Raw genomic sequence first — 15923 nt, 5'->3', positions numbered from 1 at the left:
TGAGCTAAACGGCGCAAGGAAAGACGATTTATCATTGTCCGAAACAAAATTGTACTCAATTAATTAGACTTGAATCAGGCTAAAGATTTAATTCCTTCTATCCTAACAGAGCTATTTGTTTTCCTTTGCATACCTGGGCTTTACGAATAAAGACTACAATGGAAGTCTGCCCTCCGTCCGTGCTGACCTATGCCCCTGCCTATTATTGCTGTTATTGGCCGACCCAACGTTGGTAAATCGACCCTTGTTAACCGTCTTGCTGGTAATCAACAGGCGATCGTGCATGATGAACCGGGTATCACCCGCGATCGCACCTATCGGCCCGGTTTTTGGCAGGATCGAGAGTTTCAAGTAGTGGATACAGGGGGATTAGTTTTTGATGATGATACGGAATTTCTGCCCCAAATTCGAGAACAGGCCATGTTGGCCCTGGCAGAAGCCAAAGTTGCCATCTTTGTTGTTGATGGTCAAACAGGGCCGATGCCCAGTGATGAAGAAATTGCTCGCTGGCTACGGCTCCAAAAAGTCCCGGTTTTTCTGGCGGTTAATAAATGCGAATCCCCCGATCAAGGTGCTATTCAAGCGGCTCAGTTTTGGTCATTGGGATTGGGCGAACCGTTCCCCATATCGGCCATTCATGGGAGCGGGACGGGAGAATTATTGGATGCTTTAACGCCCCATTTGCCGATTATTGATCTGGATGCGGAACCCGATGAAATAAAAGTTGCGATTATTGGCCGTCCCAATGTGGGTAAATCCAGTTTACTCAATGCGATTACGGGGGAAAATCGGGCCATTGTCAGTCCTGTGGCGGGAACAACCAGAGATGCGATCGATATGATTGTGGAGCGCAACGGTCAAGTTTATCGCTTAATTGATACAGCAGGTATTCGTCGCAAGAAAAATGTAGATTACGGAGCCGAGTTTTTTAGCATTAATCGTGCCTTTAAAGCGATTCGTCGAGCCGATGTGATCCTCTTTGTCATTGATGTTTTAGATGGGGTAACGGATCAGGATTTGAAATTAGCGGGTCGGATCATGGAAGAAGGTCGGGCGGTTATTTTAGTGATCAATAAATGGGATGCGGTGGAAAAGGATAGTTTTACCATTTACGATTATCAACAAAATATTCTGGCTCGTCTTTACTTCATGGAATGGGCAGAAATGATTTTTACGAGTGCAGCAACGGGACAACGGGTACAAAATATTTTAGAAGCAGTGGATCGGGCTGCCGCAGAACACCGTCGTCGAGTGACAACCTCGGTTATTAATGATGTGCTAGAAGAAGCAGTCAGTTGGCATTCTCCCCCTACGACTCGTCAGGGAAAACAGGGAAAAATCTACTACGGTACTCAAGTCTCCACTCGGCCACCGGCGATCGCTCTTTTTGTGAATGATCCCAGTCGTTTCAATGAGAATTATCGACGCTATATCGAAGGTCAATTCCGTAAACAGTTAGGTTTTAGCGGTACACCCATTCGGCTCTTTTGGCGAGGTAAAAAGGTTCGGGAAATGGAAGCGAGTTCCAATCGTGCCACTAAGGTTTAAAGACTATTTAGTAAGGTTTAACAAAGATGGCTGTAACAACTGCGCTTAAACAACTTTATGAAATTGATGATGTTCAATGGTTGGAAGAAACTGTTGGGCGACTTAAGGCTCGTCAATTTGATCATCTGGATCTAGAAAATTTGATTGAGGAGTTAGAGGATTTAGGCAGTGAAAAGAAAAACGCTGTTTCGAGTTTACTAGAGCAACTGATTCGCCATCTATTGTTATTAGAGTTTTGGGAAATGGAAAGAGAAAATAATATTGGACATTGGCAAGCAGAAATTGTTAGTTTTCGCACTCAATTGAGAAGGCGATTAACAACCAATTTACGCAATTATTTATCTCAGGAGTTATTGTCAATTTATGGAGACGCTCTTGTTTATGTCAAGATTAAGACTCGTTTTAAGGTTGATTTTCCAGTAAATTGTCCTTATACACTTGAACAATTACTCGATACTGATTGGGTAATCAAAATCTAGAAGACTAAAGCACTAAAACTAAAAGTGCTAAGATTGTTATAATATTCTAAAAGACGTAAATTAACATTTAAAAAACTATGCTATTTGGAAGCGTCGAGATACCTGAAGCACTTTTAGAAGCTCTGCAAAATAATAAGCTAGTCGTTTTCGCTGGGGCTGGAGTCTCGATGGGAGAGCCTGCAAATTATCCAGGCTTTGGTAAATTAGCAGAAGATATTAATAACAATACTTTGCCTCTTCCTATTAATGAAAAAGGTAGTTGGGATGAACCGATTGATCGTTTTTTAGGTCGATTAGAAAATTTAATTAATGTGAAAAATATAGCTCGTAGCTTACTTAAAAAAACAGAAGCAGAACCAACAATACTTCACCGAGAGTTACTCAATTTATTTAAAACTCCTGATCAGGTTCGTTTAGTAACAACAAACTTCGATTGCTTATTTAATAAATATGCTGAAAACTCATGGAAACAAAATGATCTAGATTATTATTATGCGCCTGCATTGCCATTAGGTAATGATTTTACTGGAATCGTCTATCTTCATGGTTCGGTTTTAAAAGATGAAAAGCGCATTGTTATTACAGACAAAGATTTTGGACGCGCCTATTTAACGGAAGGATGGGCAAGAAACTTTCTTCAGGCAATGTTTTCTGAATATACCGTTTTGTTTATTGGATACAGCTACACAGATCCAGTAGTTCCTTATTTAACAAGAGGATTACCACCTAGTTCTAATAATTCTCGTTTTGCTTTTATTAGCGATAGTGATGATCCCACTCGTTGGGAACATTTAGATATTCAGCCTGTAACTTATTCTAATAAAAATAGGCATGAAGCTTTGGGAATATGTTTGCAATCTTGGGTGGAACATATTGAAATGGGAGCATTAAAACATGAACATCGTATTAAAGAGATTGTTTCTTCACCATCTCCCCCTTTAGAATCTAAAGATTTATCTTATCTTGAAAATACACTTACAGATACTGCAAAAATTGGTCATTTTACTAAACATTGTAATAAAACTCTAGACTGGCTATCTTGGGTTGATAAGCAAGGAGTTTTTAATGAGCTTTTTCAATTAAATAGCCCTGTTAGCGATATTAGCAGTCAGATGTCAGAGTGGTTAGCTCAGTACATAGTTGATTATCCTGAAGAAACTTTAATATTTTTTCAAAGTAAAGGAATTTTTTTAAGCCATCAATTATGGCGTTTATTCTTTGATAAAATCTGGCGTACTAACGATGCTCGTATGGAACCAAATATTTTCTTAAGATGGATTATCTTTCTATTACATGATTGTCAAGTTCAATATCAATCTAGTTTTATTAACCACGTGTTTAAAAAATGCAAGTATCCAGATGATAAACAAGCAGCGTTACTTCTATTTGAATATTTAACCAAACCACAATGGGCAAATAGTCATAGAATATCGTTGGTCGGTGATTGTTGCTGGCTTAAAAAGTCATGGAAAGATTTTTTTAAACCTAATTTATCTGGATTTGCTATCAATTTAGAACCAATTGTTACCAGTCATCTACAAAAAGCATCATGGATGACAAACGCAATTTATAGAGATAATGAAAATTTCTGTTTTCTGAGTGGCTTTCGCCTTACTATTGAACCATATCAAGACGATTCTGACTATCGCATAAGAGATATAGATATCTTAATTGATGCCACGCGAGATATTTTGGAAAATCTACTTATTGAAACACCTGATTATGCTCATGGAGTAATTGAAGGTTGGAATATTTCTGGGATTCGTATTCTTCGACGACTTGCTATTCATGGAATTATTAAAAGTACTCAATTATCTTCTGACGAAAAAATTCAATGGCTTATTAAAAATGATCTGATTATTAATTATAGTAGTTTTCAAGATGAAATATCTCGTCTTCTAAAAAATGCTTACTTATTAGCATCAAATACTACACATCAAAGCTTGTTACAACAAATTGAAGGCCTGCATGATCCCGTAAATAATCAAGATAAAAACTATTCTATCTATTCTGAAAATCATGACTATTTTCTTATATTAAAGCAACTACATGAATTATCTCCAGAGTGTGATTTGGTAACACAAAAATTTGAAAATATCAAACAAGCTTTTGCTGATGTTGAATCAGAAAGACATCCTAACATAGCTTATACTCCTATCACTGCTGAAGAGCTATTACAAAAAAATCTAGCAGATACAGATACAATTGATTGGTTGTTAACTTATGATGAACAAGTAAATTGGAGTTTAAAAAGAGGCTATCTTTTAGAAGAAATTCAAAAAGCTGTAATTCAAAATTTTGAATGGTCATATCAATTAGCCAAAGCTATTCAAGAACGGCAAGATTGGAGTTCAGATATCTGGCGAGTAATATTATTAGGTTGGCAAAAGAGTAAATTTACTGAAGAACAATGGGAACAAACTCTTTCCTTTTTTATTAACCATCCGCAGCTTTATATTTTTAGGGATCGCATTGTTGATTTATTAAATATTAGACAAGAACAATCCGAAATTCCCCTTTCTTGTTTTTCTCTTGTTAAAGAGTTAACTGAGAGCCTATGGGAAATTGGAAAAAATAATCCTCAAAGAGTGCGGGAAGACTTTGATTGGTTATTTCAAGCAATTAATAATGATGGTGGCAAAATTACTTTTTTATGGTTACGAATGCTTTCTAAAGAACAACAAAATTTGGAAAAAGTAACTCAGAAAATTCCTCATGATTATCAAGTCAATTTCAATAAAATTTTAGAGGGAGAGGATTACCAAGCAGAATTAGGTAGAGTTATTTTATGTAGCCAATTAAATTTTTTATTTAGTTTAGATTCTAATTGGACAAGAGAAAATATAATTCCGTTATTTGCTTGGAAAACTGAGAAAAAACAGGCACAGCAAGCTTGGTGCGGATTTCTTATGTGGGGAAAATGTAATGAACAAATACTATCTGATTTAATGCCTCTCTACAAACAAACTTTTAGTCATTTAGTAGTTGATTTGAGTGATCGTGAAGATGCACTAGATTTTTGTAAACAGATAGTATCTATTTTAATTTATGCTTCTCCAAGTTTATTTGATAAAGGTAATCAAGGAAAATTAACTTTTATTTCTGATTTTATAAAACAGGTTGATTCTAAAATAAGAGAACAATTTTCTTGGACAATTTATTCTTCTCTTGGAAATATGCAAAAAGATTCCATTAAAAAACTATGGAATGAATGGCTCAAGACTTACTGGCAAGAACGAAATATTGGAAGACCTGTTTCTTTAGAATCTGATGAGCTTAAGAAAATGGTAAATTGGTTAATTTATTTAAAACCAGTTTTTAATGAAGCGGTAGATCTTCTCTGTGAAAGTCTTATCTCTGCTGACAATGGATTAATAAATTCTTTTGATATTCATCAATTAAGTGAAGATAGATACTATGCCACGCTATATCCAGAAGCATTAACTAAATTACTTTTGCATTTATTGAAAAATACATCCCCAAATCAAATTTTACACTTTAACTACATAGAAAAAATATTCCGTCAACTAGTTGAAACAGAAGTTCCTCGCGGTGAACTCTGCAAAATTTGCGATGAATTAAGTAGATTAATTTGTCCCAACGCATTAGAACTTAGTCAACTTTTAAATAATGAGGAGTAATCTATTGAAAAAATAGTCACCTACGGAGTCAACTAAAATGCTAGATACAATACTCGTTAATTCCTTAGAACAAAGTACTCAAAAAATTATTGATTTACTCAATCAATTAACCCAAGACTATCAACAACTTTTACAACAAGATAAAACCCTACTACTTGAAACCTTTCCTCCTAATGATCAAACTCTATCCATCCTCGAAGAAATTGATTTACTAACCACTGACCTACGAGGCTATGCCAGCCAGATAAGCATTAATCAACAAATTCAAAACCCCGATCAAGCCTTAACCATATTGCGGTCTATGTGTCTTCTTGAGAATCAATTCCTTGCCGAACTTTATTTCACAAAAAATAAACAATTTCCCCTATTTTATCAATATTTACAAAAACTAGATTACTTGAAATTACTCTTAATTGATTGGCTAATTCTGCAAAGGTAATTAAAAATATAACGACAACTGGGTACACAGATATGAATATGACGGCCATATCTAAAAGTGGTTTCATTATTCGCTTACCAGAAGAACGATGGCAACATATCATCGCTCGCCATTCTGCCCTTACTAATCAGCAATCTCTTGTATTGGCAACTATTACTGAACCAGAAATCATTTTAGATGGTAATGAAGGAGCATTAATGGCAATTCGTACCTTAGAAATAGGCAGAGTTTTAGTTGTCGTTTATAAAGAAACTTCCAACAAAGATGGTTTCGTCATTACCGCTTTTCCCACTCGTCGGCTCAATTCATTAACCAGGAGAATTCAATTATGGCCCTAACCCAAGAAAACCTAGATTATTTAAAACTTATTCCCGTTCTTAAAACGCTCCCCAAAAGAGCTTTTCAAATGGTTTATGATTATGAAGCCGATGTTCTCTACATTGACTTTTATAATCCCCCTCACTCTAGTGATGACACAGAATTAACTGACAATGACATTTTAATTCGCTATGGAGAGAAAGACGAAATTGTTGGTTTCACCATTCTCCACGCCAGCACTCGCTAACTCAAATTACGCCCAGTGTTTCACATTGATAAGGCTTTTAGAGTCAATATATAACACTTTATGCCGACCATTATCAGCATTTCAAAACGGATTATAAGCCTTGAACAACTCACTCAAAAAATTCCCCTCGTTCAAGCCAATATGACCAATTTTTTCCTGAATGGACAGAAAATCTACCCGAACTCACCAATACCTTTCCCTAAAATCTAAAACTGAACAAAAAAACTATGGAAGCCATTACCAGTAATCAAGCAAAACAAAGACTCGATGAACTGATTGATCGAGTAAATCTCAATGCAGAACCCACCATTGTCTGTAATGAACAAGGCAAACAAGCTGTTTTAATGTCCCTAGACGAATTTAACGCTTGGCAAGAAACTCTATATCTGTTGTCAAATCCTGCGAATGCCGAACATTTACGTAAATCTATTGAACAAGCTAACACGGGCAAAACCGTAGTGAAGGAACTCATTGAACCATGAAAATTACCTTTACAGAAGCCGCTTGGGAAGATTATCTTTGGTTACAGGATAATGATAAAAAATTATTGAAGCGAGTCAATCTTTTGATCAAGGATATATTTAGAAATCCCACAGAAGGAATTGGTAAACCCGAATTATTAAAAGCGAATTTATCAGGTTATTGGTCAAGACGAATTACCTCCGAACACCGATTAATTTATAATGTTGCATTCGAGGAAATTACAATTATCGCCTGTAGATTCCATTATATTTTATGAAATTCTTCAAATTCTTCAAATTCTTAAAAATATTTCTGGAGTGATCGGTGATCGCTTTTGGTAGGCTAAATTAAACGGCGATCAACCTTTAAAACTTGAAAACAGAATGCTATTGATTATGAGTATCAACAATTATGCCGACTATTACCAGTATTTCAAAACGAATTATCAGCCTTGAACAACTCACTCAAAAATTTCCCCTCGTTCAAGCTAATAATGATCAATTTTTCCCCGAATGGAGAGAAAATCTACCCGAACTTACTACTCTCGAAAAACAAATTCTAGATAAATACTACCAACGTTATCGAAGACATCGGGACAGAGCAGAATTATCTGAAGAAACCGTTAAACTGCTTTTAGTCTTTCCTCTGTTAGAACTTGCTGGATTTTATGATGAACCCTTTTTCGTTACCGCCGAAGCCCCCGTTCAAATCGAAATTCAAGATACTCACGAAATCTTAAAAGGCAGAATTGATACCCTTATTATTCAACAAGAAATCTGGATTTTAATCGTTGAATCCAAACGTTCCGTTGCGCTCACTGCCGCTATTCCTCAATGTTTGGCTTATATGCTAGGCAATCCCCAACCCTCCCAACCGCTCTATGGCCTGGTGACAGATGGCGACTTATTTATGTTTGTTAAACTTATACAAGAAAAGACTGAAATTATCTACGATTTTTCCGAACCATTTTCTTTGTTAATTGCCCGTCGTCATAAACTGTATGAAATTCTTCAAATTCTTAAAAAAATTTCTGGAGCGATCGCCGATCGCCGATAAAATTAAGAATGATTAGTTTATGTAGCGACTCTCTCTGGTAAAATCAGGCTACAAAAATAAGGCAACTAGAGGGCTAGAATAGCCATGAAAGAACTATTTTTAACCTGGTTAAACCGCTTTCTCGTCTTTGACGTTTTTCTCGTCCTATTGGGCTTTGTGTGGTTTGCGATCGCCGTTGTGGGACAATCAACTGGCCTTCCCTTGGGCTACCATCTCTGGCAAAAACTGTGGCTGCCCCTATTCAATCCGGCAATTAGTATTTTGATTCTAGGAGCCTTGCTGAGTTGGTTAATCAACAAGATAGGTCAATGGTTCTCATTAACGGCGAATAAGTAACCTCTTTTCAAAAACCTGTCAAAAACGCGATCGCCCTTCCCCACCAGCAAAAATAAATTTGGAACGGTTTTGCGTCGTTTCAGCGATCACTGTCATTGTTAAGAATTGTACAACCCTCTTGTTATAAGGCTTTTTATGTCATGAAACCCTAAATTTAGAATTACTGCTTCCCCACGACCCAATGAGCTATAATTTCAGTCAGGCTAAGGGTGTGTAATAACCCAGTCAACCTAGTTTTCACTAGAGCATCACTAACCCGTGTAATTTTTAAAAACCAGAACAACTTATGACACAAGGTAAAGGATTCGGATTCGGCAAAATTAAAGAATTACAAGAAGCTTTCCAAAAAGCCCAGCAGGTACAGGAAGGGGCTAAACGTCTTCAAGAAGAATTAGAAGAAATGTCAGTTGCCGGAAGTAGTGAAGATGGTCTAGTGACTGTCACCATGAGCGGCAACCAGGAACCCCTGGGTATTGTGATCGATCCTGCGGCCATGGCAAAGGGTGTTGAAACTCTCAGTGCCTCTATTACCGAAGCGATGAAGGCCGCCTATGCCCAATCCACGGAAACAATGCGCTCTAAAATGGAAAACCTAACCAGTGGTTTAAATCTTCCTGGAATGTAGGAGATTTGGGTCAGAATCGGCGAATGCTTCAGTCATAAGTCTTTTCTCCTAACGCCTCTTTGAAGCGACTGGGTACACAAAATTGTTAGTTACCCTCATTTTACGCCCCCAACTTTGGGGGGCGTTCAGAGTCTTTTTGAATTCAACGTTCCCCATAATTGAGGAATTTAATTTAGGGGGGAACAGATCAGGTTAAACAGAAAACCAACGCTTTGAAGGGGAAAATTGCCTAATCTGAAGTTTAACGTCTTCAATAAATGAAAGTAAAACCAAGGTTTTTAATTAGTTAATAAAACCAACAGAGAAAAACTGTGATCCGTATTATCAAACTATCTCAATTAACCCCAACCGAATTGGCCAAACTGAAACGCCGTTCTGAATTAGATATTGATCAGGCCATGGCGATCGCCCGGACAGTGATTGATCGCATCAAAGAAACGGGAGATGCGGGAGTAATTGAGTATGCACGGAAGTTTGATTATGCTGGAGCAACGGTAGAAAATCTGCGCGTGACTGCCGAGGAATTTGCCGAAGCCCAACGTTTAGTCAATCCTGATCTGAGACGAGCCGTTGAACATAGTTTTAAAAATATTAAGACCGTTCATACAGACCAAATACCGCCACAGATGCACCTAGGAGAAGTGGAACCAGGGGTCTTTGCTGGCGAAAAAATTACACCGATTCCGAGTGTGGGACTATACGTTCCTAGGGGAAAAGGGGCCTTCCCGTCCATGATGCTGATGTTAGCCGTGCCAGCGATGGTAGCTGGTGTTAAAAAGATTGTGGTTTGTACCCCTCCTGATCAAGACGGGAAAGTAGAACCGGTTTCCCTGGTAGCCGCAGAGATGGCGGGAGTGACAGAGGTTTATAAGTTAGGAGGAGTTCAGGCCCTGGCAGCGATCGCCCTAGGAACAAAAACTGTCTCGAAAGTTGATAAATTAATCGGCCCCTGTAGCATTTACGGTGCGGCTGCTAAACGTCTCTTATTTGGCACGATTGATGTGGGTTTACCGGCTGGCCCCAGTGAGTCAATTGTTTTAGCGGATGAAACAACCGATCCGAAATTAGCAGCCCTAGATCTGTTGATTGAAGCCGAACATGGCTCTGATTCTGCCGCTTTATTAGTCACTCACAGTGAAAATTTAGCTCAACAAGCTCAACAATATCTGGAGCATTATTTACAACAATTACCGCAATGGCGCAGAGATTTTTGTGAACAGGGTTTGGCCGCCTATGGTGGTATTTTGTTAACCGATAGTTTACAAGCTTCCCTGGATTTTATTAACGATTATGCCCCAGAACATTTAGAACTTTTGGTGCAAAATCCCCTGTCATTAATCGGCAAAATTGACAATGCCGGAGAAATTTTACTGGGTTCCTATACCCCTTCCTCCGCAGCTACCTATGCGATCGGCATTAATGCAGTATTACCGACGGGAGGCTTTGCTCGCTCCTATTCGGCAGTTTCCGTTTTTGATTTTCTGAAGCGTTCTACCCTCGCTTATTTAACTCAAGAAGGATTTGATCGAGTGAAGGAAACAGTTAAAATTCTGGCTGATTACGAGGATTTTCCAGCCCATGCTTTAGCAATTCGAGAACGAGAAAATACAGATTCTTAAAAGAGTTAAAAACGATGATTCTCTCGTCCTAGAGTGTTTCAAGGCTCCTATTTACCGCCGTAAAAGAAAGCGATTTCCTTGTCTTTTAAGGGTGCAAAACCCGCATCTAATAATTGTTGATCCAGTTCAGCCTGGGCAATATGTTTAGCCCCAATTCGGACAATGCGAGAGCGCATCGTATTGCTAACCCCACTGCGTTGTCGTTGGCCTTCTAAACCCATCACACGATTATATAGTTCTAGTTTGGCGTTGGGAATGGGCGTTCCATCAAAATCAATACCAGACGCGATCGCGGTATCAATGGCATCGGCCCCAGTGGTAGAAGTAGGCGTTGAATGGTCTGACATAAATAGGGAAGTTGAATAATTGCTTGTCTCTATTCTGTCATTTTTGCGGGATTATTCTCTTGGTGCCAATCAAATAACGCGACTATCACAAAAGGCTGCGGATCGTCATTGCTGTTAGGCGATCGCCCCTTACCGATAAACATAAACAGCGATCACCGCTTGTCATCATCAATTAAGGCGTTGGCAACCAGCCAAATAGTTTAGCCGCACCAGCGACCAGTGCCACAATTAACGCCCCTAAGATTCCTCGATTAAGAAATTCTTGATTATCTATACGTTTACCCACGCCATTAAACTTTTCATCTAGGATTTTAATCTCACCTGAAAGTTCCACTAATCCAATTTCTAGCTTACTTAACCTTTGATTAACTTCAGCAAACTGTTTGTTAACTTCGGCGGACTGTTTGTCGATTTTTTGATTGACTTCGGCAAATTGTCCATCTATTTTCTGCTCAAGGCGATCAAGGATATCTTCAAGAGTATAACTAATGGTAGTTTTTGGACTAGTAGTCATGGTTAACTCCAAGTAATATTAAGTTGATTATAGTTTATGGCACATAATCCCGTCCTAGCCCAATTACAAAAAAGCGATCGCCCCTTCCTTTCCCAATTAAGAAAAAAGCGATCACCTATTTAACGACATTTAGCTAATAAAAATATCTTCAAATGTGAGGCCTAACTTCGGATTGAGAGTGGCAAATTGAATAGCTGAAGTAGCACCATTACCATCCACATCAAAGAATAAGGCTCCATTCGTCGCGTTGTAAATGAAACGTTGACTTGCATTAGTAGCGGCTGTACCGATAATAAACTGAGCAGAGGTAATCGTATCCCCCGAAACCAAACCACCTCCAAAAGCAGAACCTTTGATTAACAAATAATCACTGCCGACAGAGAAGTCGGTAATCGTATCAATGCCCTCATTGGTTGCATTAAAGAGAAAAGAATCACCGCCATCACTCCCTGTCAGAGTATCGTTGCCCAGTCCGCCCGATAAAATGTCGCCGAGATTAGTGCCTAAAATGACATCTTTGCCATTGGTTCCTTTTTGGCGACGGGTTCCGTCATCGTTGATAATGGTGGCGATTTGAGCGGTACTAGTAACCACTGTGTAACCTGTTCCTGCGGCTAGTTGTAGGCTGATGGTTTCGTCAGTTTCAACGCTGGTATCCCCGATTGAGTCCAGGGCAAGGGTGGCCGTAGCGGCTCCTGCGCTGAAGACGATGGTTTTGCCTGTCCCAGGAGTTGCACCTATATAGTCGGTCGCATCGGCGGTTCCAGTAATCCCATAATTAACGGTGAGGGCGTTGGTCGTTGAGCCAGTACGAGTAAAGGTATAGATGAAGTTACTGGGGCTGTTTTCGCTGATACCGCCATAGTTTAATGCCAAGCTAATGCTGGGGACAGAGGTGTCATCATCGGTAATGGTTCCCGTGACTGCCGCAGTGGTTCCAATGGTGTAGCCTGTGCCTGTTGCTAATGTTAAAGCGACGGTTTCATTGCTTTCAATGGTGGTATCGGCAGTGGGATCAATGGTGAGGGTGGCTGTGGCTGAGTTGGCTGCAAAGGTGATGGTTTTGCCAGTACCAGGAGTCGCGCCAGTGTAGTCGGTAGTATCGGCTGTGCCAGTGATGCCATAGTTGGCGGTTAGGGTAGAAGTGGTGGGGCCAGTACGGGTGAAGGTATAGACCAGATTGGTTGTGCCATCTTCGGTAACACTGGTAGGAGCTACAGCAAGGGTAATAGAGGGTAGGTCATCGTTGGTAATGGTTCCTGTGACGGCGGCAGTGGTTCCTACGGTGTAGCCTGTGCCGGTTGCTAAGGTTAGAGCTACGGTGTCATTGCTTTCAATGGTGGTATCGGCTGTGGGATCGATGGTGAGAGTGGCTGTGGCTGAGTTGGCTGCAAAGGTGATCGTTTTTCCTGTGCCAGGAGTTGCGCCAGTATAGTCGGTAGCATCGGCTGTGCCGGCAATGCTGTAATTAACGGTGAGGGCTGAGGTGGTGGGGCCAGTGCGGGTGAAGGTATAGACCAGATTAGTCGTACCATCTTCGGTAACGCTGGTTGGGGCGACGGCTAGGGTGATAGAGGGGAAATCATCGTTAGTAATGGTTCCTGTGACGGCGGCAGTGGTTCCTACAGTGTAGCCTGTGCCGGTTGCTAAGGTTAGAGCGACAGTGTCATTGCTTTCAATGGTGGTATCGGCAGTGGGATCGATGGTGAGGGTGGCTGTGGCTGAGTTGGCTGCAAAGGTGATCGTTTTTCCTGTACCAGGGGTCGCGCCAGTGTAGTCGGTCGCATCGGCTGTGCCTGTGATGCCATAGTTGACGGTTAGGGTAGAAGTGGTGGGGCCAGTACGGGTGAAGGTATAGACCAGATTGGTTGTGCCATCTTCGTTAACGCTGGTTGGGGCTACAGCTAGGGTAATAGAGGGTAGGTCATCGTTGGTAATGGTTCCTGTGACGGCGGTGGTTGTGCCTACGGTATAGCCTGTGCCGGTTGCTAAGGTTAGAGCTACGGTGTCATTGCTTTCAATGGTGGTATCGGCTGTGGGATCGATGGTGAGAGTGGCTGTGGCTGAGTTGGCTGCAAAGGTGATGGTTTTGCCAGTACCATGAGTCGCGCCAGTGTAGTCGGTCGCATCGGCTGTGCCAGTAATCCCATAGTTGACGGTTAGGGCAGAAGTGGTGGGGCCAGTACGGTTGAAGGTATAGACCAGATTGGTTGTGCCATCTTCGTTAACGCTGGTTGGAGCGACGGCTAGAGTAATACTGGGCAGGTCATCGTTGGTAATGGTTCCTGTGGCAGTGGCAGTGGAAAGAGTCGCGCCATTACTAGGACTGGAAAGAGTAACGGTAAAGGTTTCGTCGGGTTCAACGGTGGTATCGCCATTGACAGAAACACTAATAATTTGGGAAGTGCTGTTAGCCGCAAAGCTGACGGTTCCAGAGGGCAAAACGCCGCCAGCAAAGTCCGCCGCCGCAGCAGGATTAGTGCCTGTACCTGTAACTGCCCAGTTGACGGTATTAGTGGCGGTGATGTCGCCTGTGCGGGTGACGGTAAAGGTAAAGGCTTTACTGCCAGAGTTGCCTTCGGTTTGGACGGCGTTGGTAGCGGCAAGACTAAGAGTTGTACCACTGCTATAGGCTCCAAAGATACTGACTCCATTTGTGTCACTGGCTGCATAAACCGTACTTCCTACTACTTTTACTCCCAAAGCTGCACCTGGAGTACCATAAAAGGCTTTGAAAGTAGGGGCGGCAGGATTGGTGATATCAATTATTTGTATTCCTGAATCATCATCGGCAATATAAGCGAGGTTGCCCACTATTTCCACGCTTTGTGCAAAATTTGGGGTGCTATAACTGCCTTTGAGAGTCGGAGCAGCAGGATTAGTGATGTCGATTATTTTTAGTCCTGAATCACCATCAGCAATATAAGCCAGGTTGCCTACTATTTGTACATCTACTGCATTACCTGGAGTGTCGTAACTGCCTTTGAGGGTGGGGGAAGCAGGATTGGTGATGTCAATTATTCGTAGTCCTGAATCATCATCAGCAACATAGGCTAAGTTACCGACTATTTGGAGATTACGGGCAGTACCTGGGGTGTTGTAACTGCCTTTGAAGGTCAGGGAAAAGGGATTACTGATGTCAATTATTTGTAATCCTGAAGAGCCATCAGCAACATAAGCAAAGTTCCCTACTATCTGGACATCCTGGGCATCACCTGTCGTATCGTAACTGTCTTGAAAAGTAGGAACGGTAGGATCGCTGATGTTGACGACTTGTAATCCTAAAGAGCCATCCGCAATATAGGCCAAGTTACCGACTATTTGGAGATTATTGGCATAACCAGCGTTGTAACTGCCTTTAAAGACAGAGGAAGCGGGGTTGCTGATGTCGATGATTTGTAATGAACTATAGTCAGCAATATAGGCTAAGTTACCGACTATTTGGAGATTACGGGCATTACCTGGAGTGTCGTAATTACCTTTAAGGGAAGAGGGATTGCTGATGTCAACTATTCGTAGTCCTGAAGCGTTATCAGCAACATAAGCAAAGTTACCGACTATTTGCACTCCTTGAGCATAATTTGGGGTGTCGTAACTGCCTTTGAATGTCGGTTTTGCAGGATTGCTAATATCAACTATTTGTACTCCTGAAGAGTTATCAGCAATATAGACTAAATTACCGACTATTTGGAAATTAAGGGCAGAACCTGGGGTATCGTAACTGCCTTTGAGAGTGGGGGAAGCGGGATTGGTGATATCGATTATTTGTAGTCCTGAATCACCATCGGCAATATAGGCCAAGCTACCCACTATCTGTACCTCTAAGGCCACACCTGGAGTGTTGTAACTGCCTTTGAAAGTAGGGGAAGCAGGATTGGTGATGTCGATTATTTGTAGTCCTGAAGTGTCACTAGCAAGATAGGCGTAGTTGCCTGCTATTTGTACATCACGGGCAAGATAAGAGTAGTAACTGCCTTTGAGAGTAGGGGAAGCAGGATTGGTGATGTCGATTATCTGTAGTCCTGAATTATAATCTGCAACATAGGCGTAGTTGCCTACCACTTGTACGCCCAAGGCTGTACCTGAAGTGTCGTAACTGCCTTTGGAAGTAAGAAGTGCGGGATTGCTGATGTCGATTATGCGTAGTCCTGAATCACCATCGGCAATATAGGCCAAGTTGCCTACTATTTGGACATCAAAAGCATTACCTGGACTGTCGTAACGGGCGTGACCTTTAGTTGATGAAGGAAAAGAAAAGTGTTAACATGAGATGAAAAGTGACAAAGAGGAAA

At 40.9% G+C, this 15923-nt stretch carries 15 protein-coding genes; 12 read left to right on the top strand and 3 right to left on the bottom strand.

Annotation, left to right across the window (positions count from 1 at the left end):
• Positions 1-189 precede the first annotated feature (189 nt).
• From der to hisD, 12 genes are all read left to right on the top strand, one after another.
• Positions 190-1548: a ribosome biogenesis GTPase Der gene (gene der / locus KA717_24130; protein ID UXE59032.1), complete on the top strand. Its 1359-nt coding sequence runs from the start codon at positions 190-192 to the stop codon at positions 1546-1548.
• Between the two features lie 26 nt (positions 1549-1574).
• The gene (locus tag KA717_24125) at positions 1575-2027 is read left to right on the top strand and encodes a DUF29 domain-containing protein (protein ID UXE59031.1); all 453 of its coding nucleotides are present in this window, start codon (positions 1575-1577) and stop codon (positions 2025-2027) included.
• 77 nt (positions 2028-2104) lie between these two features.
• Positions 2105-5668, top strand: coding sequence for a DUF4020 domain-containing protein (locus tag KA717_24120; protein UXE59030.1), 3564 nt, complete (start codon positions 2105-2107; stop codon positions 5666-5668).
• A gap of 37 nt (positions 5669-5705) precedes the next feature.
• Positions 5706-6107 carry a hypothetical protein gene (locus KA717_24115; protein UXE59029.1) on the top strand — a complete coding sequence of 134 codons (402 nt, stop codon included), beginning with the start codon at positions 5706-5708 and terminating at the stop codon, positions 6105-6107.
• Between the two features lie 38 nt (positions 6108-6145).
• Positions 6146-6445: a hypothetical protein gene (locus KA717_24110; GenBank protein UXE59028.1), complete on the top strand. Its 300-nt coding sequence runs from the start codon at positions 6146-6148 to the stop codon at positions 6443-6445.
• The gene (locus KA717_24105; protein ID UXE59027.1) at positions 6436-6672 is read left to right on the top strand and encodes a DUF2283 domain-containing protein; all 237 of its coding nucleotides are present in this window, start codon (positions 6436-6438) and stop codon (positions 6670-6672) included. The genes KA717_24110 and KA717_24105 overlap by 10 nt, the downstream gene beginning before the upstream one ends.
• Before the next feature lie 227 nt (positions 6673-6899).
• The gene (locus KA717_24100; GenBank protein UXE59026.1) at positions 6900-7154 is read left to right on the top strand and encodes a type II toxin-antitoxin system Phd/YefM family antitoxin; all 255 of its coding nucleotides are present in this window, start codon (positions 6900-6902) and stop codon (positions 7152-7154) included.
• A complete protein-coding gene (locus KA717_24095) occupies positions 7151-7411 on the top strand; it encodes a Txe/YoeB family addiction module toxin (protein UXE59025.1) in 261 nt (86 codons plus the stop codon). The genes KA717_24100 and KA717_24095 overlap by 4 nt, the downstream gene beginning before the upstream one ends.
• A gap of 134 nt (positions 7412-7545) precedes the next feature.
• Positions 7546-8190 carry a type I restriction endonuclease subunit R gene (locus KA717_24090; GenBank protein ID UXE59024.1) on the top strand — a complete coding sequence of 215 codons (645 nt, stop codon included), beginning with the start codon at positions 7546-7548 and terminating at the stop codon, positions 8188-8190.
• A gap of 84 nt (positions 8191-8274) precedes the next feature.
• Positions 8275-8526, top strand: a complete 252-nt coding sequence (locus KA717_24085) for a hypothetical protein (protein ID UXE59023.1) — start codon at positions 8275-8277, stop codon at positions 8524-8526.
• A gap of 286 nt (positions 8527-8812) precedes the next feature.
• Positions 8813-9151: a YbaB/EbfC family nucleoid-associated protein gene (locus KA717_24080; GenBank protein ID UXE59022.1), complete on the top strand. Its 339-nt coding sequence runs from the start codon at positions 8813-8815 to the stop codon at positions 9149-9151.
• 311 nt (positions 9152-9462) lie between these two features.
• The gene (gene hisD, locus KA717_24075; GenBank protein UXE59021.1) at positions 9463-10770 is read left to right on the top strand and encodes a histidinol dehydrogenase; all 1308 of its coding nucleotides are present in this window, start codon (positions 9463-9465) and stop codon (positions 10768-10770) included.
• Positions 10771-10817: 47 nt separating this feature from the next.
• Here hisD and KA717_24070 read toward each other — a convergent pair whose 3' ends face one another.
• The 3 genes from KA717_24070 to KA717_24060 all read right to left on the bottom strand — a co-directional run bounded on the left by KA717_24070 (position 10818) and on the right by KA717_24060 (position 15705).
• Positions 10818-11117: a DUF4090 family protein gene (locus KA717_24070; GenBank protein ID UXE59020.1), complete on the bottom strand. Its 300-nt coding sequence runs from the start codon at positions 11115-11117 to the stop codon at positions 10818-10820.
• Positions 11118-11289: 172 nt separating this feature from the next.
• Positions 11290-11631, bottom strand: a complete 342-nt coding sequence (locus KA717_24065; protein UXE59019.1) for a DUF4164 domain-containing protein — start codon at positions 11629-11631, stop codon at positions 11290-11292.
• 129 nt (positions 11632-11760) lie between these two features.
• Positions 11761-15705, bottom strand: coding sequence for a hypothetical protein (locus KA717_24060; GenBank protein UXE59018.1), 3945 nt, complete (start codon positions 15703-15705; stop codon positions 11761-11763).
• Positions 15706-15923: the final 218 nt, after the last annotated feature.

It is taken from the genome of Woronichinia naegeliana WA131 (genome assembly GCA_025370055.1).
GTDB classification, from domain to species: Bacteria; Cyanobacteriota; Cyanobacteriia; order Cyanobacteriales; family Microcystaceae; genus Woronichinia; species Woronichinia naegeliana.
Note: the sequence above shows the minus strand (reverse complement) of the source record. Positions and strands in the feature narration are given on the sequence as shown.

Bases quoted from the DNA above. Each gene is read 5' to 3' on its own strand.
- KA717_24065 (UXE59019.1), bottom strand. From the start codon at position 11,631: ATGACTACTAGTCCAAAAACTACCATTAGTTATACTCTTGAAGATATC.
- KA717_24105 (UXE59027.1), top strand. From the start codon at position 6,436: ATGGCCCTAACCCAAGAAAACCTAGATTATTTAAAACTTATTCCCGTT.
- der (UXE59032.1), top strand. From the start codon at position 190: ATGCCCCTGCCTATTATTGCTGTTATTGGCCGACCCAACGTTGGTAAA.
- KA717_24120 (UXE59030.1), top strand. From the start codon at position 2,105: ATGCTATTTGGAAGCGTCGAGATACCTGAAGCACTTTTAGAAGCTCTG.
- KA717_24070 (UXE59020.1), bottom strand. From the start codon at position 11,117: ATGTCAGACCATTCAACGCCTACTTCTACCACTGGGGCCGATGCCATT.
- KA717_24125 (UXE59031.1), top strand. From the start codon at position 1,575: ATGGCTGTAACAACTGCGCTTAAACAACTTTATGAAATTGATGATGTT.
- KA717_24110 (UXE59028.1), top strand. From the start codon at position 6,146: ATGACGGCCATATCTAAAAGTGGTTTCATTATTCGCTTACCAGAAGAA.
- KA717_24100 (UXE59026.1), top strand. From the start codon at position 6,900: ATGGAAGCCATTACCAGTAATCAAGCAAAACAAAGACTCGATGAACTG.
- KA717_24080 (UXE59022.1), top strand. From the start codon at position 8,813: ATGACACAAGGTAAAGGATTCGGATTCGGCAAAATTAAAGAATTACAA.
- KA717_24090 (UXE59024.1), top strand. From the start codon at position 7,546: ATGCCGACTATTACCAGTATTTCAAAACGAATTATCAGCCTTGAACAA.
- KA717_24095 (UXE59025.1), top strand. From the start codon at position 7,151: ATGAAAATTACCTTTACAGAAGCCGCTTGGGAAGATTATCTTTGGTTA.
- KA717_24115 (UXE59029.1), top strand. From the start codon at position 5,706: ATGCTAGATACAATACTCGTTAATTCCTTAGAACAAAGTACTCAAAAA.
- KA717_24085 (UXE59023.1), top strand. From the start codon at position 8,275: ATGAAAGAACTATTTTTAACCTGGTTAAACCGCTTTCTCGTCTTTGAC.